This is a genomic window from Peribacillus sp. NPDC006672, from assembly GCF_050274955.1.
GTDB lineage: Bacteria > Bacillota > Bacilli > Bacillales > DSM-1321 > Peribacillus.
Window position 1 is genome coordinate 139,923 of sequence record NZ_JBNNOR010000010.1, and the last position, 18,423, is coordinate 158,345.

Below are 18,423 nucleotides of genomic sequence, written 5' to 3' on the forward strand. Positions count from 1 at the left end.
AGCCGATTTGTCATCAATTGTTCACTGATGAAGCCTTTTTCGATATATGGAGCGTGAAGGAGCTTTCTAAACAATGCCCGGACACTTTTTAAAGTCTGACATGTTTGTCAGACTTGGAGCATAGATTTAAGTATTCTCTGAAAGTGACAGGGGGAGGATCCTTAAATGGATATTTTAAAGAAAATCGAAAAATTTAGAGAAGATGAACAGAAGCTGAAGTGGGAAGGCACCTTCGCAGAGTACTTAGAAATATTGAAAGAAACGCCATTAGTTGCTCAATCTGCTCATTCACGTGTATACAACATGATCAGAGATGCAGGGATAGAGGAAGTAAATGGGTCAAAGAAATACAATTTTTTCAGCGGTCAGTTGTTTGGGCTTGAAGATTCACTGGAAAGGCTCATCGAGGAATATTTCCATCCGGCGGCAAAGCGGCTGGATGTCCGTAAGCGGATTTTACTTCTCATGGGTCCGGTCTCAGGAGGGAAGTCTACACTCGTTTCTTTACTGAAGCGTGGACTTGAAAATTATTCTTTAAAAGATTCTGGTGCCATTTATGCAATAAAAGGATGCCCGATGCATGAAGATCCACTGCATCTCATTCCGCAGTATTTACGGGATGATTTTTATGAGGAATACGGCATCCGGATTGAAGGAAACCTATCGCCCCTGAATGTAATGAGGTTAGAACAGGAGTATGGAAGCAGGATTGAAGATGTGATGGTCGAGCGTATTTTCCTTTCAGAGGATAAGCGTGTTGGAATTGGAACATTCAGTCCTTCTGATCCTAAGTCACAGGATATTGCTGATTTGACGGGCAGCATCGATTTTTCGACGATTGCTGAATATGGATCTGAATCGGATCCGCGTGCCTATCGCTTTGATGGCGAGCTGAACAAGGCGAACCGCGGGATGATGGAGTTCCAGGAGATGCTGAAATGTGATGAGAAGTTCTTATGGCATTTGCTTTCATTGACACAAGAGGGGAATTTTAAGGCAGGCCGTTTTGCATTGATCAGTGCAGATGAACTTATCGTGGCCCATACGAATGAAACGGAATATAAAGCGTTCATTTCCAACAAGAAAAATGAAGCATTGCATTCCAGGATTATTGTCATGCCTATTCCGTATAATCTGAAGGTTACCGAGGAAGAAAAGATTTATGAAAAAATGATTCATGAAAGTGATGTCTCAGATGTTCATATTGCTCCGCATACATTACGGGTGGCGGCAATCTTCAGCATCATGACCCGTTTGAAGGACCCCAAAAAGGGCGATATAGATTTAGTGAAAAAGATGAGGCTATATGATGGGGAAAATGTGGAAGGCTTTAATTCCGCAGACATCAATGAATTGAAGAAAGAGTATCAGGACGAAGGCATGAGCGGAATCGATCCACGTTACGTGATTAACCGAATTTCCTCTACGATCATTCGTAAGGAAAATCCATCCATAAATGCATTGGATGTACTTATGTCATTAAAAGCGGGTCTTGATCAGCATCCGTCCATTACGAACGAACTTCGGGAGCGGTATTTGAATTTCATTTCCCTTGCACGTAAAGAATATGATGCCATTGCAAAAAATGAAGTGCAAAAGGCATTTGTCTATTCATATGAAGAGTCTGCGAAAATCCTTATGGATAATTATCTGGACAATGTCGAAGCATACTGCAATAAATCAAGGCTGCGCGATCCTTTGACTGGGGAAGAAATTAACCCGGATGAAAAATTGATGCGCTCAATTGAAGAGCAAATTGGAATTTCCGAGAATGCCAAAAAAGCATTCCGCGAAGAAATATTGATTCGTATCTCTGCATATGCGCGTAAAGGCAAGCGATTCGATTATAATTCACATGATCGTTTACGGGAAGCGATCCAGAAAAAACTATTCGCGGATTTGAAGGATGTCGTCAAGATCACTACTTCAACGAAAACACCAGACGAAAGGCAACTGAAGAAGGTGAACGAAGTCATTACGAGACTTATCGATGAGCACGGTTATAATTCCACTTCAGCCAATGATTTGCTGCGCTATGTGGGCAGCTTGTTAAATCGGTAAATCCATACTTTCTTGCCCCTGCCCCCTATCGGGTGGGGGTTTATATCCTTTTTTAGGAAAGGTAAAATGCTTGAAAAGTGGATTAGGAGGAAATCTAGACGATTCCTTTCAACTGCTGAAGGTTAAGGCGGCATCGGATATTTTAAAATCAAAAAAATACCGGGCCTTGCTGAGCCCGGCATTTTTGATTCCTATTTAGTTACATTCAAGCCATACTGCTCAATAAGTGTGATAAGTTGGTCGGGTGAAAGTTGGTCTTCGCTATGATCGATTTTAATTTCCCCATCATCAACATCGATGATCGCACGATCCACGCCTTCCGTTTTTAAAAGTATGGACTCTAGATTTAAAATCGGACCTTCTGACGTTGCTTCTTTTACATAAAGTGTAGTTGTTTGCATAATTCTTGCACCTCCTTAGATTTGCTCCTAATGTCTTATCTATACCCCATCTTCCCGTTGGATATGTTACGTTTTGGATTTGGAAATATTGGGTATCAATAAGTAGGGGTGATGTTAAATGAGTAAAGAGGAATTGAAAAAAGAACATGTTCCGGAAAACAGCTCCATGGCCAAGGATTATGAAGAGATGAAAGAACTGGGGAAGCAGATGGAAAATCAAAGGACGAATGAAGAATTGAAAGAGTGGGATAAACGCCCAGGTACAGTTCAACATGAAATTGAGGCAGATAAAGATTGACGAATATCACAACCAGAATCATTCTATCTGTGTAAAAGGGTGTCCAGAAAAATTACTGGAGCACCCTTTTGTTATGTTCATTGCTATTTTTGATATGTACTTATATGTCTCTGCTTTTAAATTTTGTACCCCGGCTAACATCAAAAGATATTTTAAGTTACCTCATTAATAACCAATCTGACAAATGAAGCCTGCTGAAAAACGAGTTTGTCTACATTTTTTTATGGCTTGTACAATTCGAACGATTGGAACGTAGGGCACTCGCTTTCCACGGGCGGTTCGCCCTCGGCACCTTTGCGCCTGTGGGGTCTCCCTTGGACGCGCTTTTCCCGCAGGAGTCTCGTACCTTCCGTTCCATCAACTTTGTTATAAAATTAAAATCCCTTTTGTCTACAAACTGAAACGAACAGACTGTTAAGTCTGTTCGTTTTATAAATACTTATTTTACAGTAACATTAGAAAAAATATTTGATCCTATGTCCATGTCATGACTTGTCTAGTTCCTAGGCAAACGTCCATTATTGAATTTTGTGGTAAATTATCCTGCACCGCTGCATAAGATAGAGTAATACTTTTCTTTTAATCCGTTTTTTTGCATAGTATTTTTCATTGGGAAACCGGAATGATGTGGGCTTTCCACACTAATTTATTATATGAAGGAATGATGAAAAGCGTGCAAACATTTTTAAGGGGGGAAGAGAATGTCGGAAGAGAATAATCAACAATATGTTATCTCACAGGAAAATTGGTCCCTCCATCGGAAAGGCTATGATGATCAACAACGTCATCAGGAAAAGGTGCAGGAAGCGATCAAGAATAATTTGCCTGATCTAATTTCAGAAGAAAGCATCATAATGTCTAATGGCCGGGATGTTATCAAGATTCCCATTCGCTCCTTGGATGAATACAAAATTCGTTATAACTATGATAAAAACAAACATGTAGGGCAAGGCGATGGAGACAGTAAAGTGGGGGATGTGGTTGCAAGGGATGGTTCACCGTCCGATGCCGGGGCCGGAAAGGGCAAGGGTGCAGGTGATAAGGCCGGTGAGGATTATTATGAAGCCGAAGTATCGATGATGGAATTAGAGGAAGCCCTGTTCAGCCAATTGGAACTGCCTAATCTCCAGAAGAAAGAACAGGCAGAGCACACGCTTGAACATATCGAATTCAACGATATCCGCAAGACAGGCTTAATGGGAAATATCGATAAAAAGAAAACGATGATATCGGCTTTCAAACGGAACGCTTTAAGCGGGGACCCAGGTTTTCATCCTATTTATAAGGAAGACTTTAAATTCAAAACCTGGAATGAGATCCAGAAACCTGATTCTAAAGCAGTCGTGCTGGCAATGATGGATACTTCTGGAAGTATGGGGTTGTGGGAAAAATATATGGCTCGAAGCTTTTTCTTTTGGATGAACCGTTTCTTGCGGACAAAATATGAAACGGTTGAAATCGAGTTCATTGCCCATCATACTGAAGCGAAAGTGGTTCCGGAAGAGGATTTCTTTTCAAAAGGGGAAAGCGGGGGTACGATTTGTTCGTCCGTATACCGAAAAGCATTAGAACTTATTGATCATAAATATGACCCTGCGAAGTTCAATATTTATCCGTTTCATTTTTCCGACGGTGATAACCTCACATCAGATAACGTTCGATGCGTTAAGCTTGTTGAAGAACTAATGAAGGTTTCCAATATGTTCGGGTATGGGGAAGTCAATCAATACAATCGTCATTCTACATTGATGACAGCCTATAAGAATATCGAAAATGAAAAATTCAGGTATTATATCCTTAAGCAAAAGGCAGATGTTTTCCACGCAATGAAGAGCTTTTTTAAAGACGAGGAAAGTAAGAAGTATGCATAAAAAAGGGAACGTGGAGAAGGAAATTTTCAAGTCAATATAATTGTAGGCTATAAAGGCGTGCGATTCACATTGTACGTCTTTTTTCAAATCATCGGTTTTTTACATATTCAGTAATTACATACGAAAGGGCCATTGCTCAACAGGAGCAATGGCTTAGACTGTAGACAAACTCGATGAAAATCGAGTTTGTTTACATTTTTTTATGGATGTACAATTTGGACGTTGATTGGAACGTAGGGCACTCGCTAGCCGTGGGCGGTCCGCCCTCGGCTAGCGCCTGCGGGGTGATCTGACCCAAAAAAGTTAGACATATAGTTTAAGCAGCTTCTAAGACCTGAGTTCGGTATTCTATCGGACTCAGGTCGTTTCATTTTACCTTCATTCGTTTGTGGTTATCGTAATAAATACAATCATCTAATTCCTTTTCAAAGTGCTCCATACTATCAAATTCTTGGAGATGAAGCCATTCGGATTTTAACAAGCCTAAGAAGTTTTCCATGACTGCGTTATCTAAACAATTTCCCTTACGGGACATGCTTTGTAGAATTTGGGAGTCATTAAACGTTTTTTGATACTTCTTCATTTGATAATGCCATCCTTGATCCGAATGAAGGATGACTGTATCTTCTGGTACGAGCCGTTTCATCACTTTGTAGGCAATAATTTCACCATTACATAAATCAAGGATAGGGGATAAGTAGCGTTTCTCCCCAAATAAATGAAACTCTGTTACGTCCGTTACCCATTTTTAATTCATTTTCTCTGCTTGAGAATCACGTTGTAAAATATGGGAGGCAATTCAACCAACATGCCCCTTATAAGAACGATACTTTTTCATTCGGAATAAACATTTTCCGCCCATTTCGTTCATGAGGCGGTTGATGGTCTTTGGATTGTGAGAAAAACCATATTTTTTTAACTCTTTTGTGATACGACGATACCCGTAACGTCCTTTATGGTCATGATAGATAGACTGAATAGCGGCTTTTACCTTTGAATACTTATCTTCCCGATTCAAGCGTTTTTTCAATAATAGTACGTGGAATACCAGCGACTTTAATTAAGGCCACGACCTCATAAATGGACTTTAGTTCATAAATTATTTGTGCTTTGATTTTGGTTATAATTTTTCCTGCATTTGAACTAAAGTATTCAACTTTTTTAATTACGCATTCTCCATTTCCAGTTGTTTAATTCGTTCTTCAAGCGATTCAACAGAACCTTCGACTTGTTTGGATGGATGGGTTCCTTTTTTTCATGGATGATCTCCCTTTTTATTAGGGCATCTAATCCATAAGCATGAAAATTTTTTCTTCACGTCCAAATTAACGCTGGAGAAGAAATTTTAAACCTTGCGGCTGCGTCGTTTTGAAGCTAGACAGACGAATCTCTTATATAAAAGAATGAAGAGTGCCAAGCTTCCTTATACGAAGACCATTTATGATTTTGACTACACCTTTCAACCTAGTGTAAGTGAGCAACGTGTAAAAGAAACCCTGACTTGTCGGTATATCGCAAACGGGGAAAATAGGATTCTATTAGGCCCGCCAGGAGTAGGGAAAACTCATTTGGCCATATCTTTCGCTATTGAAGCCCTTACACAAGGATATTCTTCCTTATTTTTAACAGCTGATGAAGTGGTATCAGAATGCCGAAAGGCAGAATCTAAAGGGACAATTCACCGCCTAGTTAACAAATGGAGCCGTCCCGATTTACTCATCGTCGATGAGGTAGGGTATTTTCCTTTTGATGAACTTACTGCCAATATATTTTTTCAAGTAGTATCTAAAAGATATGAAAATGGAGCGATGATCCTCACGTCTAATAAATCCTTCAGGGAATGGGGAAAAGTATTTAGTGATGATGTATTGGCCACAGCGATTCTAGATCGTCTCCTTCATCACTCGGTTACTTTTAATATTAAAGGGGAGTCTTATCGTCTCAAAGAAAAGAAAAAAGCTGGAATAATCCCATCGAAAATATCTAATTAATCGATAGAAATGGGGATTTTTATTCCGATGAAAATGGGGAAAAGTAAACCGGTATTGACACATACATCTTTATTATCGAATATAGATGTATCAAGGGGGGCAGATTTAAAGAAATTCTAATATGGGGACACTACTATAGTTATCCATTCACCACTTGTGTATATGAATATAGAGAAAAAATGGTTTCAATATTGGAAAAAGGCAATAAAGTGTTATAATAAACGGTATTTGCGGTAGAAGAGTGTTATCGAGAGTCATAATTATAATTTTCGCATCTGGAAAACTGGCAAGTTATTGAGTTCGTTACTTTTTGATTCTGCCACAGCTAATATATATATCAGGTGTCTAATTAAGCTATATGTTGAGAAATAAAAAAATGGGGATGAATGAGTTTGCACAAACTATATATCAGGAATGAAGAAGCTATTTTTTTTTTCTTATATAATAGAAGAAACTCGGATAAAATAGAAGATACTTGGATAAAAAAGAAACTTCCTAAAAAAATTGAAGTGAAACTTTATAAAATGAAAAACACAAGAATATTGTTAAATCCATATCCTTGTGTTTTTTTTTAAAAAAACTATTTTGGATCAGACTCTATTGTTATGAAGCTGTATCTTCTGCCTTTTCATTTATTTGCTTTAGAAATGAAGAGTTTATAATTAAATTAAATAGAATAAAACCTACAAGCATTAGTACCCCCATGAACAAAAATCCAATTGCTGGAGAAAAATAATCAACTAATCTACCTAGAGAATAGGCTAGGATCGCTTGAAATAGTAACGACATAGCCATCCAAACTGACATTGCTCTTCCCATAAAACGCTTATCGACCATTTTCATTAACAAAGAATTCATGAGAATCCTTAGGGAGGAATTTGATAAACCAATTAAAAAACTGCCTATAAATAAAATAGTTATATATTTATTTATAGTTAAAACGGTCATAATAATAATTGCTATTCCGAAGAAGGAAAATATTATATATTTAGAGGAAAAACGCTTAGCCAAAGGTGCTGCTAAAAATCCTGACACCAATCCCCCAATACCGTAAAACATGTCAGCTATACCAAAAGCTACAGATCCTGCATTTAATGAATCATTTACATAGCTGGGTACTATAACATTAAAAATCATAGTGGATACTAGAGGAATTATTGAAACTATGCCAAATATAAATAAAAGCTTCTTACCACCTAAGTAAGATAATCCTCCCTTGAAACTTTTAAGAAAGGATTCATTTACTTCCGATACAATCTCTGATTTATAAGTAACTCTTAGTAGGGCTATACTGCTTATCATAAAAGCAATCGAATTGATAAGAAGAATAATTTCAAAGCCAAAGTATTTATATAAGAAGCCAGATGCAGCCCCAGCCATAAACATACCTACCTGCAAACTAATCTCTATTAATGAGTTACCACTAAAGTATTCATCCTCAGGAAGTATCTCTTGTATCAGGCTTCTTGATGCAGACATATAAATAGTCCATCCAATTCCGTTAATAACTGTAAATATATATAAGTAAATCGGATGAAAGCCACTTATGAAAAATAGGGCTGTCAGAATAAATATTAGAACTGCCCTTGTTAAATGGGTCCACATAATAATTACTTTTCGATTGAATTTATCTGTGAATGTTCCTACCAGTGGAAATACTAAAAATCCAGCGATTACGTTAATTGCCAGTAGCAAACCAACGGCAGTAGCTGAACCTGTCTTATCTAGTAGAAACCAGTTAGCTCCAATCGTGCTCATCCCAACTCCAAATCCTTGAGTTATATCTGAAAGGAAAAAATTCCTAAAATTCTTTCCTTTCAACATGTTATATACCATATTTAAACTCCTTTGTTTATATTTAATTATATTATGTTTTTTGTACTATCTAATTGACTTTTATGTTTAATGTAATCAACGCACCCAATAATATCCTTAAAGCTTCATCCCCTTTAGAATCATGATAAAATAGAGTGAAAGTTTTTAAAAGCTGAAAATTCAAATGGTATCAATCGAAATAGTTGATCGAAGATATACAGGAGGCTTACATGGAAATAAAACAATTACGTACTTTTCAAGTTGCTTGTACTACTCTTAATTTCACCCAGACAGCTAAAATATTAAATTATGCTCAATCGAGTGTTACAGCTCAGATAAAGTCTCTAGAACTTGAATTAGGAACTTCTTTATTTGAACGATTAGGGAAGCGATTGATACTAACCCAATCTGGACAGCAATTAAAAGGTTACGCGGATAATATTTTACAGTTATCGCATGAAGCCAAGAATAATATTTCTTTGAATCAATTAGCAAGTACTATCACAATTGGTGCTCAAGAGAGTCAGTGTACTTACAGACTACCTTCTCTATTAAAAGAGTTTAAAACTCAGTATCCATTACTTAATTTAATATTTAAGCCGGCTCATTCTGATACAAAAGCTACTGAAGATTTAGTTGAAGGGAAGATAGATATAGCCTTTCTCATAGATACAGTAAAGGTAAACCAACAATTGCACACTGAAACATTATTAGAGGAGAAGCTGACCCTTGTCTCATCTCCTCAAAACACTTTAGCTACAAAAACTGTAATTAATCCAGAAGATTTAGAAAACGAAACGTTTCTTTTAACAGAAAAAGGATGTTCTTACCGTATGATTTTTGAACAATTACTTCATTCAAGAGGCCTATCTTTAGATAAAACCATAGAGTTCGTTAGTATTGAGGCGATAAAAAAATGTGTAAGTGCAAACTTAGGAATTGCACTTCTCCCAGAGATGACCGTGAAGGATGATTTAGAAAAAGGGGAATTAGTCGAAATTTTATGGGATGAGGAATTACCTTTATTAGTAACAAAAATGGTGGTACACAAAGATAAATATATATCTGTCCCTTTACAAGCTTTTATGGAATTAACACGAGATCACTTTTCTGTTAAAAGTAAAAATTTTCAAAGTGTAACGGCATTTTTATTTGGTGACGGTATATAAAAATTCAATTATGACTTATATTGGTCTACCCGTATTTTTAGTGGTAGACAAAAGGGGTTCGGAATGTTTTAATTCCGAACCCCTTTTAATTTTCTTTAATCTTACTCAGGTTAAGTGAGTAACTCTAACCGCTCACTATATTTCTAATGGGCGAACTTCTTAAAATTTACGGCAACGAAATTAATCAACACCTGCTTCGGAATTTCCCTTGTTTATATGTTTGAATATATCCTCAATGGCTAAGTGAAAAATGCTATATATTTACAAAAAAATACAAAAAATACCTAATTAGGTCTATTTGTATTAAAAAAAAACAAAAAAAATAAAATATATATAAATCTTGATATAACTAGGATTCGAATATGATTATTTAGGTATTAGAGAAAAATAATGGAAATTTAATCTTTACTATTTCAAAAAAATGATATAAAGTGACAAATGAAAAGGGAGGTTGATACATAAATTTCAATTAAAGTAATATTATGGGATTTTTTAGGTGTGTTGTTTAAGTTGTTTCTTTTTCGAAAGGAGGAAATACATTGAGCAATATTTTAATTATCAATGGGCATGATTTTTATGCAAATAGGGCAGAAGGGAATCTATCGTCTGTAATATGTGAGAGGATTATTACAAACTTACAAGACAAGCACACTGTAGCCTATACAAAAGTTTTAGATGGATATGAAGTAAATACTGAAATTAAAAAGTTTCTTAATGCTGATATCATTATCATACAGACCCCTATATATTGGTTCTCCATACCAGGTATTTTAAAAAAATATATAGATGATGTATACAAACCAGGAATTTTCTTTGGAAAATCTAATGACTTCGGCCAGGGAGGGCTTCTTGCTAATAAACAGTATATGCTTTCTGTGACATGGGGAGCTTCTAAAAAAGAGTTTAACTCTCACAAAAGAAGCTTTTTAGAAGGAAAAACTGAAGATGAAGTACTATTCCCTATACATAAAATCCATGAATATTGTTCAATCAAAAAGATAGATACTTTCTCAGTTTTTGAAGCAATGAATAAAGTGAATTTATTCGAACAACTTAATAGATTAGATCTACATATTAAAAATAATATAAATTAAAGGGGTTTTTATAATGTCAAAATTAAATTGTGTAGTTTGTAATGATGATTTACAGGTAGCAGAAGATGTAATAGTAGGAGAAATAGTAGAGTGTACATCTTGTGGACAAGAACATGAAGTTCAAACAGTAGGAGAGAATATCTCTATTGGTCTAGCTCCAGAAATTGAAGAAACATGGGGTGAGTAATCATTTTATGTTTGACCAAAAATATAATAAGATCTTGTTATGTGTAACAAGATTAAGAGAAGAGGAAAAGAGAATAAAGTTCTATTTAGAAACTTTGGGATTCGAAGTTGAAATTTGCTTGGATTCAGCATCTTTACCTCTAAATATTAATCAAAAAAATAATTATATTGCTTTATTAAGAAACTTATCCCAAAAAGAAGCTTTAAAAAGAGCTGAATTATTGGAGTTAGCTGGAATTCCTACAGTTAACTCCGCTAATTCAATCTCCATATGTACCAATAAAGCTAAACAAGCGATCTTATTTGAAAAGAATAGGGTACCTCAGCCATTATATAAGATTGCTTTTACTTTTGAAGATTTGAAAAACGCCCAAACTTATTTTCAGGATGGTTTTGTGATAAAACCTATAAGTTCCTCATGGGGAAGAGGAATTGCCAAAATTGACACGAAAGAAAATCTCGATGTATGGATGGCAGCTAGAGAATCAACAGATATCAGTAACAATAATTTCCCAGTTTTAGCGCAAGAATATATTCATAAAGGTGATTACGATATCAGGGTAGTCGTAGTTGGGGATCAACCAATAGTAGCTTTTAAAAGAATCTCCAATGATTCCTGGATTACAAATACACACTTAGGAGCACAAATTGAACCTATAAATATTTGTGAAGAAATGCAAGCTATTTGCAAGAAAGTTTGTAATATCTTAGGTGAAGGAATTTATGGAATAGATTTATTTTATGATTTTCAACATTCTACTTACAAAATTTGTGAAGTTAATCACAACCCAGAGTTCGCTCAATCATGGAAAATACATGGTATAGATGTAGCAAAGTATATAGCTTCGTATATTCAAATATATTGTGAATCATTAAATATAAATACAGTTATGGAGGAGAAAAATGTTGGGAGAGAAAACATTGCATTATGAGTTAGGTACAACAGAAAAAACACTTACAAAAGAACATTACTTTTCTATTTCTTTTGTACTCTCAAGAGTATTAAATAGTGGTGTTATTATGAGTATCGAAAAGAATGAAAATGAACTTAAAGGGTTAGAAAATAGCGTTAAAAAAATCTTAAATAAAAAATATGCAGTGCTTTTTAATAGTTATACAGGAGCAATTAATGGGGCCCTATGGGGGCAAGATATAATTTATGGTGAAAAATCATATTTAAGTAAACCTTCTCTACAAGAAGAAAGGTTCATAAACTGGCTAGGGATTGATCTTATTACTGAAGATAATAAAAAGAATTCCTTTGAACGTGTTTATATAGATTGGGATAATTTAAAGGATCTAGATACTTTGGTATCATCATTGGATTCAGATGTAATTATTATCGATTTTACTGGATTAGGGTTTGGGCCCTGTGCAGCTTTAGCAACTAATGATGAGCTTGCATGGAAGAAATCCGAAAGGCTAAAAATATTTGGAGCATTTGATTTAAAAACAATGTGGACACAAGAAGAGACAGAATTAGAAGTACAACCAGGAGTTCAATTTAATTATAGATTAAGCCCGTTAGTTGCCGGGTGTGTCAAGCTAGCAATATTAAGGAGGGACCAAGTAAATGAAAACTGATTTTATTAAAAGACCATTAGAGCTACCGAAAGAAGAATGGATTTATAACGAACTTGCATTAAAAGGTGGGCCACCAATAATACCAGAGGAGTTAAGAAAAACGATTTTCCCTGTAATTACAAAAGAAGACATACTACAAATGCAAATCTCTATACAAAGAAACCCTAAAGATGTGATTAATGAATTTACAGAGAAATATCGAAATTACGTAGGAGCTAATTATGCTATCTCAACAGCAAGTGGTACTTCCAGTTTACATTTAGCATTAGTAGGGGTTGGTGTACAACCAGGTGATGAAGTAATTGTTCCAGCATTCACATTCATTGCCACGGCCCAAGCAGTTGTTGCAGCGAAAGCTATTCCTGTATTTGTTGATATTGATCCAGTAACATATTGTATGGACCCATCTGCAATTGAAAAGGCTATTACTGAGAAAACGAAAGCAGTTATGCCAGTACATGTTCATGGATTACCAGCTACACTTGATAAAATTAAATCTATTTGTGATAAACATTCGTTAAGATTAGTAGAAGATGCTTCCCATGCCCATTCGGCGTCAATCAATAATCAGTATTGTGGTTCTATGGGAGACGGTGCCGGACAAAGCTTAATGGCTGATAAGAACTTTCCTGTAGGTGGGGAGGGCGGTATCGCTTTTTTTAAGTACGAGGAAGATTATCAAAGAGCATTAGACTTTTTGAATGATTCTGGTATAGACTACAGAATGTCATGGATTGCTGCCGCTTTTGGTATTAGTCAGTTAGAACGGTTGCCTTACTATGATGCTATTAGAGCTAGGAATGCAAAATATCTAACAAAAGCTTTATCAGAAACAAAATTATTCAAAGGACCTTTTGTTCCTGAAGGTTATGTTCATAGTTATAATATGTATAGAATAAAATTGACTCCGGAAAGATTAGGATTGGAGGACTTAGAAGACTATAAAGTTAAGGAAGCTGTCCAAGAACTTCTAATGGAAGAAGGCGTTTTTGCAAGGGAGTGGCAGAATACCCCTATTCCTGGTCACCTGCCATTTAAGAATAAAAAAGGATTTGGTAATAACTATCCTTTCTCATTATCAAATCGAGATAACTATGATATTAATGAATTTCCTATTACTCTGCAAATGTTACGTTCAACTTTAACCATTTGTAGAGAACTAAGATCGCCGATTGAATATGAGAGAATTCAATCGTATGCTTTAGTATTTAAAAAAATTGATTCTAACCCAGAAGCTATCCGTGAACTAGTAGCAAAGTATGATTCTACAAAAAAATCTTATGAAAAAGATGCTAGGTTAGGGTGAATGTAAATGGAAAAGTTAAAGGTAGCAATTATAGGTGGCAACGGGTTTACTGGAATGGAATTATACAGAATATTAGAAAAACACCCCGTTTTTGAAGTTACATTTATTTCTTCTGAATCAAAATCTGGTGAGTCTGTCGAAAAAAGTATGCGGTCTTTCGCCAATTACAAATCTAAAAAGCTTAGATTTAATAGTATAAAGGATCTTGAAGGGAATTACGAAGCTATTTTTGCCTGTCTTCCAACAGGCGTGCTTCCTCGGTATATTGAGAACATTATTCCTAAAACCAAGTATTTATTTAACATTAGTGGAGACTATAGATTAGGTAATACTGAATTGAGCCACCTTTTTTATCCAGAAACCCATAAATATGCAACTGATTTTAAAACGCATTATTTTATTCCTGAACTATCAGATATAGTAAAAGATGCTAAAATTATTAATTTGCCAGGTTGTATGGCCGTAGCGTCTATTTATTCTTTGTATCCTCTTGTAAAAGAAAGTTTGGTAGAGAGTAATATAATTATAGATGCTAAGACTGGTTCTAGTGGTGGTGGTAAAAATAGTAAAGAACACCATGCTGAAAGAGCACAAAACTTTAGACCCCATAAATTACATGGACACAGGCATAAACCTGAGATTGAATATGCTTTTAACCATTATTTATCAAATGAAAAATTAGACTTGTTTTTTTCTGTTTATAGTCTAAGTTTACCAAGAGGAATAATGGTTAGCTCATATTCTAAGTTAAAAGAAAATGTAACAGAGGGGGATGTACGAAAAGCTTTTTATAAATCTTATAATGAGCATAAGTTTATACAGTATTTTAAAACAAACCAAGTTGGTATTAATTCTCCCATGATTAAAACTGTAGTTGGAACAAATCATGCCGAGATCGGAGTTTATATAGAAGATCGAAACTGTGTTTCAGTAGCTAGCATTGATAACTTATTAAAAGGTGCAGCTGGACAAGCGGTACAAGCTGCAAATTTATACTTTGATTTACCTGAAGAAATGGGATTAAATCTGCAAGCAGAGGGGGTTTGGCCTTGATGGATAATATTTTTGTCATCAAATTAGGGAGTAGTACCATTTTAAAAGATGATTCTATTTTTGAAGAAATTAAACATATTGTAGATGATGGATATAAGGTTTTGCTTGTGGCAGGAGGAGCGGATGCAATTGAACAAAAATATAATCTTATGCAACGAAAGATGCCATTCTTAACTTTGCCTAATGGAGATGAGGTAAGATACTGTTCTCCTACCGAAATGCCTATCATATTAGATTCTTATAGAGATATTATATTTCCCAAAGTGAAAAGAGAGTTAAGTAAATATAATTTAAGTGTGTTCACTCAATTGGGAGGTGAAAATAAAGTAATTACTGGAAAGAAAGCTAAACCTTTGAAGGCTGTACTTAATAATAAAGCTGTTATTGTAAGGGACTCATTTTTTGGAAACTATGAGAAATCAAACAATGAATTATTGTACTCTCTTTTAAAGGCTTACGATGTAGTGTGTGTTAGCCCTCCTATATATGATACAGATCATCATTGTTATATAAATATTGACGCTGATATGTTGGCAGCTCATTTAGCTACAGATATGAAAGCTAAGCATATACGTTTTGTTACATCAACTCCGGGAATTTTACAAGATATAAATGATCACTCTTCGACAATAAAAAATATTTATTTAGATGAGGAATTAAAATCTGTAAGAGGTAAGATGAAACAAAAAGTCCGTGCGGCTTACTGGAGCTTAAAACATGGAATATGCGATGTGTGTATAGTTGGCCCTCATACATTAAAAGGTAAAGGAAAGACTTGGTTTTGGGATATGCCTGAAAATCTAGGGGACTTAGAACTTTTAAATAAATGTATTAGGATTCCTTCAACTTCTCATAATGAGAGAGAATTTGCGCAATTTGTTCTTGATAATATAGAACATGATAGCATCACAGGAGAAATTGATAAGGTGGGAAATTTAGTCTTTCGAAAAGGGAATGGTCCTAATAAGTTAATGCTTTTAGGCCATATAGACACAGTTCCATATAATTGGAAAGTCAAGAATATAGAAGATGGTATTCATGGCAGAGGAGTAGTAGATGCCAAGAGTTCGTTTGTAAATTTTTTATATATGCTAGAAAAAGTTGATGTACCACAAGACGGAAGTTTAATTGTAATTGGTGCAGTTGAGGAAGAGGTTTCTTCTTCAAAGGGTGCACATTTTGTTAAAGACAATTATGAAGCTAATGCTGTTATTATTGGGGAGCCTAGTGGAGAAGGGAATTTGACACTGGGTTACTATGGATTATATAAACTTAAAATAACTATAACAAAGCCACAAGAACATACTGCAGGAAAAGACGCTATGAGTGTAGTAGATTTACTATATTCTGTTGTAGATAATATAAGAAAGAAAGTTGAGAAGGTTGATTCTAAAAATCTATCCTCTTTAATTAAGATTAACAGTTATCAACAAGAAGGAATTAATTATGCTACAGGAATTCTGAATTTTAGAATTTCTCCAGAAGCAGGTAAGAACTATAACGAAAAATTAAATTTTGATTTTGGTGAATTTGTAAATATTGAAATATTAAGAGCGACACCTGGGTTTTCTAATGCTAGAAATTGTAAGTTAGTTAAGTCTTTTGTATATGGTTTTTCTAAAAATGGAAAAAAGGTAAATTATTTAAAGAAGCGTGGAACAAGTGATATGAATACATTAGCTGTATCTTGGAACAGTATACCAATGGTAGCGTATGGTCCTGGAGATTCTAGCTTAGATCATACTTCTGAAGAATTTGTTAAGAATACTGAAATTCTAAACACTAGACAAATTCTTAAAGATTCTATTGATAAATGGTTTCTATTACAAGGAGAGGTATGATGAATATCATAAAAGATCTAGAAACTAGTTTTAAGGTTGATGATTTAATCGATAAAGCTAAAACAGCTAGAAAACTAATCATAGATATGGCAGCTTCTAATAAAGGTTGCCATATCGGAGGTAGTTTATCTGTAATTGATTTATTGATAGGAGCTTACGCACAATATGGGGAAGATAAGGATTCTTCCATTATCTTAAGTAAAGGGCATGCTGCTGCAGCCTTATACGCAGCAATGTATGTTTTTCAAAAGATAAATGATGATCCTTCGAAATCTTATGGGGAGAAGGATTCTTTATTCACAGGACACCCTAATCATAAAATTGAGAATATTGAATTTTCTACAGGGAGTTTAGGACATGGCATTTCTTATGGTGCTGGTTGTGCCCTTGCACAGAAGATTAAAGGGACAAAAGGAAAAGCTATAGTAATTGGAGGAGATGGAGAATTACAGGAAGGCCTATGCTGGGAAACTATGCAAGTTATCCAGGCGAAGTTTTTAGATAATCTAATATATATTGTAGATTGTAATGGAGCTCAAAATGATGGATTCATTCATGATATCTCTCCTATAAATAATCTTAAAGAACGATTTGAATCTTTTGGTTTCAATGTCTTACTAATCGATGGACATAACATTCCACAAATTATTGAATCTCTAGATTACTCTAATTCTAACAAGCCTCTAGCTATACTTGCTAAAACAGTAAAGGGTAAAGGTGTTAAAGCTATAGAAGGAAACCCTAATGCCCATTATGCAAAGATATCTAGTGATCTATCATCTAGATGGAAAAGAGGAATAAGATGAGCTTATCAGGAAGAGATGCTTATAGAGATGAATTAACTAATATAGCTAGGATGAATGAAAAAATAGTATGTTTAGAAGCAGATTTAGGTGGGAAAGATCATATATTTCAAAATGAAATACCTAATAGGTTTTTTAATTTAGGAATTGCTGAAATGGCTAGTATAGATATGGCTGCAGGATTGGCTGAAAAGGATTTAATCCCTTTTTTCTCAACGTTTGCATCGTTTTCTGCTCTTAGAGCAGCCGAGAGTATTAAATTAGCTATGGGTTATATGAAAAAGAATATTAAGATTGTTGCAGCTTATGGGGGAGTCTCTGGGGGATGGTTTGGATCAACTCATCATAGTCTAGAAGATATTGCTATAATACAGTCATTTCAAAACATCAAAATTGCCTGTCCTCATGGCGAAGAAGAAACAAGAAAAGTAATTCAAGAAGCTTCTATTTCTCCAGATCCTTATTATATTAGATTATCTAGAAACGATACCTTTAAAAGTATGACAAGACCTGAGCAGGATAGTTGTGAAAAAATATTATATCAAGATAATCAGAGGTGTAAAACAGATTTATGCATTATATCAGTTGGTGAGCAGGCTACTGAAATAGCAAAAGAATTATATAATAATGCTAATAATGTTGTTCATGCACATCTCTGTTATGTAGATAGGGAAAACTTAGAAAGTTATACTGATGAATTGAGAAGTGTTTCTGAGAAATTTCTTGTTATTGAAGAACATAGAGCTACAGGTAGCACAGCTTCTTATTTATCTTTATTAATGCCTGATTGTAAAGTATATTCGCATGACTGCGGGAATTCATGGCCTTCATTTGGAGGAACCCATACTGAAGTTTTAGAGGAACTTGGCTTTAGTAATGAGAAGGCATTTGCACAACTTCGTGAAATACAAAATGAAAAAAAGTTATTAACTATGTAGATATTTTATAAT

The 18,423-nt window shown here is 35.0% G+C and carries 17 protein-coding genes and 1 pseudogene; 14 read left to right on the forward strand and 4 right to left on the reverse strand.

Going from position 1 to position 18,423, the window contains the following annotated elements; all coding sequences use genetic code 11:
* The first annotated feature begins 165 nt into the window (after positions 1-165).
* A complete protein-coding gene (locus ACQKKK_RS17580; protein ID WP_427617708.1) occupies positions 166-2,061 on the forward strand; it encodes a PrkA family serine protein kinase in 1,896 nt (631 codons plus the stop codon).
* A gap of 191 nt (positions 2,062-2,252) precedes the next feature.
* On the opposite strand, the gene ACQKKK_RS17585 is transcribed toward ACQKKK_RS17580, so the two are convergent.
* Positions 2,253-2,462, reverse strand: coding sequence for a heavy-metal-associated domain-containing protein (locus ACQKKK_RS17585; RefSeq protein ID WP_427617710.1), 210 nt, complete (start codon positions 2,460-2,462; stop codon positions 2,253-2,255).
* A 118-nt stretch (positions 2,463-2,580) separates the two neighbouring features.
* Between ACQKKK_RS17585 and ACQKKK_RS17590 the strand changes: the two genes are divergently transcribed.
* Together ACQKKK_RS17590 and yhbH are read left to right on the forward strand one after the other, a co-directional pair.
* Positions 2,581-2,760, forward strand: a complete 180-nt coding sequence (locus ACQKKK_RS17590) for a hypothetical protein (protein WP_427617712.1) — start codon at positions 2,581-2,583, stop codon at positions 2,758-2,760.
* A gap of 701 nt (positions 2,761-3,461) precedes the next feature.
* Positions 3,462-4,631, forward strand: coding sequence for a sporulation protein YhbH (yhbH, locus tag ACQKKK_RS17595; RefSeq protein ID WP_427617714.1), 1,170 nt, complete (start codon positions 3,462-3,464; stop codon positions 4,629-4,631).
* Positions 4,632-4,998: 367 nt separating this feature from the next.
* Here the strand turns inward: yhbH and ACQKKK_RS17600 are convergent.
* Both ACQKKK_RS17600 and ACQKKK_RS17605 read right to left on the reverse strand, forming a co-directional pair.
* Positions 4,999-5,367: pseudogene (locus ACQKKK_RS17600) on the reverse strand (transposase); the annotation flags it as partial.
* Positions 5,368-5,430: 63 nt separating this feature from the next.
* Positions 5,431-5,661, reverse strand: a complete 231-nt coding sequence (locus ACQKKK_RS17605) for an IS3 family transposase (protein ID WP_427617716.1) — start codon at positions 5,659-5,661, stop codon at positions 5,431-5,433.
* A gap of 322 nt (positions 5,662-5,983) precedes the next feature.
* On the opposite strand from ACQKKK_RS17605, the gene istB reads away from it, so the two are divergent.
* Positions 5,984-6,622, forward strand: coding sequence for an IS21-like element helper ATPase IstB (istB, locus tag ACQKKK_RS17610; protein ID WP_427617718.1), 639 nt, complete (start codon positions 5,984-5,986; stop codon positions 6,620-6,622).
* Positions 6,623-7,225: 603 nt separating this feature from the next.
* Here istB and ACQKKK_RS17615 read toward each other — a convergent pair.
* Positions 7,226-8,458 (reverse strand): MFS transporter, encoded by a 1,233-nt coding sequence (locus tag ACQKKK_RS17615; protein ID WP_427617719.1) that lies wholly within the window; start codon positions 8,456-8,458, stop codon positions 7,226-7,228.
* A gap of 209 nt (positions 8,459-8,667) precedes the next feature.
* On the opposite strand from ACQKKK_RS17615, the gene ACQKKK_RS17620 reads away from it, so the two are divergent.
* The 10 genes from ACQKKK_RS17620 to ACQKKK_RS17665 all read left to right on the forward strand — a co-directional run bounded on the left by ACQKKK_RS17620 (position 8,668) and on the right by ACQKKK_RS17665 (position 18,411).
* Positions 8,668-9,606 carry a LysR family transcriptional regulator gene (locus ACQKKK_RS17620; RefSeq protein ID WP_427617721.1) on the forward strand — a complete coding sequence of 313 codons (939 nt, stop codon included), beginning with the start codon at positions 8,668-8,670 and terminating at the stop codon, positions 9,604-9,606.
* A 539-nt stretch (positions 9,607-10,145) separates the two neighbouring features.
* Positions 10,146-10,700, forward strand: coding sequence for an NAD(P)H-dependent oxidoreductase (locus ACQKKK_RS17625; protein WP_427617723.1), 555 nt, complete (start codon positions 10,146-10,148; stop codon positions 10,698-10,700).
* Positions 10,701-10,713: 13 nt separating this feature from the next.
* On the forward strand, positions 10,714-10,887 hold the full coding sequence (locus ACQKKK_RS17630; RefSeq protein ID WP_427617725.1) for a lysine biosynthesis protein LysW: 174 nt from the start codon (positions 10,714-10,716) through the stop codon (positions 10,885-10,887).
* A gap of 7 nt (positions 10,888-10,894) precedes the next feature.
* Positions 10,895-11,818, forward strand: a complete 924-nt coding sequence (locus ACQKKK_RS17635) for an ATP-grasp domain-containing protein (protein ID WP_427617727.1) — start codon at positions 10,895-10,897, stop codon at positions 11,816-11,818.
* Complete coding sequence (locus ACQKKK_RS17640; RefSeq protein ID WP_427617728.1) at positions 11,790-12,470, forward strand: degT/DnrJ/EryC1/StrS aminotransferase; 681 nt, start codon at positions 11,790-11,792, stop codon at positions 12,468-12,470. Before ACQKKK_RS17635 ends, ACQKKK_RS17640 begins: the two co-directional genes overlap by 29 nt.
* Complete coding sequence (locus ACQKKK_RS17645; protein WP_427617730.1) at positions 12,460-13,776, forward strand: DegT/DnrJ/EryC1/StrS family aminotransferase; 1,317 nt, start codon at positions 12,460-12,462, stop codon at positions 13,774-13,776. Before ACQKKK_RS17640 ends, ACQKKK_RS17645 begins: the two co-directional genes overlap by 11 nt.
* A 6-nt stretch (positions 13,777-13,782) precedes the next feature.
* Positions 13,783-14,829 carry an N-acetyl-gamma-glutamyl-phosphate reductase gene (gene argC, locus ACQKKK_RS17650; RefSeq protein WP_427617731.1) on the forward strand — a complete coding sequence of 349 codons (1,047 nt, stop codon included), beginning with the start codon at positions 13,783-13,785 and terminating at the stop codon, positions 14,827-14,829.
* A complete protein-coding gene (locus ACQKKK_RS17655) occupies positions 14,829-16,670 on the forward strand; it encodes a M20/M25/M40 family metallo-hydrolase (RefSeq protein ID WP_427617834.1) in 1,842 nt (613 codons plus the stop codon). Before argC ends, ACQKKK_RS17655 begins: the two co-directional genes overlap by 1 nt.
* A complete protein-coding gene (locus tag ACQKKK_RS17660; protein ID WP_427617733.1) occupies positions 16,667-17,476 on the forward strand; it encodes a 1-deoxy-D-xylulose-5-phosphate synthase N-terminal domain-containing protein in 810 nt (269 codons plus the stop codon). The genes ACQKKK_RS17655 and ACQKKK_RS17660 overlap by 4 nt, the downstream gene beginning before the upstream one ends.
* On the forward strand, positions 17,473-18,411 hold the full coding sequence (locus ACQKKK_RS17665; protein ID WP_427617735.1) for a transketolase: 939 nt from the start codon (positions 17,473-17,475) through the stop codon (positions 18,409-18,411). The genes ACQKKK_RS17660 and ACQKKK_RS17665 overlap by 4 nt, the downstream gene beginning before the upstream one ends.
* Positions 18,412-18,423: the final 12 nt, after the last annotated feature.

Bases quoted from the DNA above. Each gene is read 5' to 3' on its own strand.
- ACQKKK_RS17580 (WP_427617708.1), top strand. From the start codon at position 166: ATGGATATTTTAAAGAAAATCGAAAAATTTAGAGAAGATGAACAGAAG.
- ACQKKK_RS17585 (WP_427617710.1), bottom strand. From the start codon at position 2,462: ATGCAAACAACTACACTTTATGTAAAAGAAGCAACGTCAGAAGGTCCG.
- ACQKKK_RS17590 (WP_427617712.1), top strand. From the start codon at position 2,581: ATGAGTAAAGAGGAATTGAAAAAAGAACATGTTCCGGAAAACAGCTCC.
- yhbH (WP_427617714.1), top strand. From the start codon at position 3,462: ATGTCGGAAGAGAATAATCAACAATATGTTATCTCACAGGAAAATTGG.
- ACQKKK_RS17615 (WP_427617719.1), bottom strand. From the start codon at position 8,458: ATGGTATATAACATGTTGAAAGGAAAGAATTTTAGGAATTTTTTCCTT.
- ACQKKK_RS17620 (WP_427617721.1), top strand. From the start codon at position 8,668: ATGGAAATAAAACAATTACGTACTTTTCAAGTTGCTTGTACTACTCTT.
- ACQKKK_RS17630 (WP_427617725.1), top strand. From the start codon at position 10,714: ATGTCAAAATTAAATTGTGTAGTTTGTAATGATGATTTACAGGTAGCA.
- ACQKKK_RS17635 (WP_427617727.1), top strand. From the start codon at position 10,895: ATGTTTGACCAAAAATATAATAAGATCTTGTTATGTGTAACAAGATTA.
- ACQKKK_RS17640 (WP_427617728.1), top strand. From the start codon at position 11,790: ATGTTGGGAGAGAAAACATTGCATTATGAGTTAGGTACAACAGAAAAA.
- ACQKKK_RS17645 (WP_427617730.1), top strand. From the start codon at position 12,460: ATGAAAACTGATTTTATTAAAAGACCATTAGAGCTACCGAAAGAAGAA.
- argC (WP_427617731.1), top strand. From the start codon at position 13,783: ATGGAAAAGTTAAAGGTAGCAATTATAGGTGGCAACGGGTTTACTGGA.
- ACQKKK_RS17655 (WP_427617834.1), top strand. From the start codon at position 14,829: ATGGATAATATTTTTGTCATCAAATTAGGGAGTAGTACCATTTTAAAA.
- ACQKKK_RS17660 (WP_427617733.1), top strand. From the start codon at position 16,667: ATGATGAATATCATAAAAGATCTAGAAACTAGTTTTAAGGTTGATGAT.
- ACQKKK_RS17665 (WP_427617735.1), top strand. From the start codon at position 17,473: ATGAGCTTATCAGGAAGAGATGCTTATAGAGATGAATTAACTAATATA.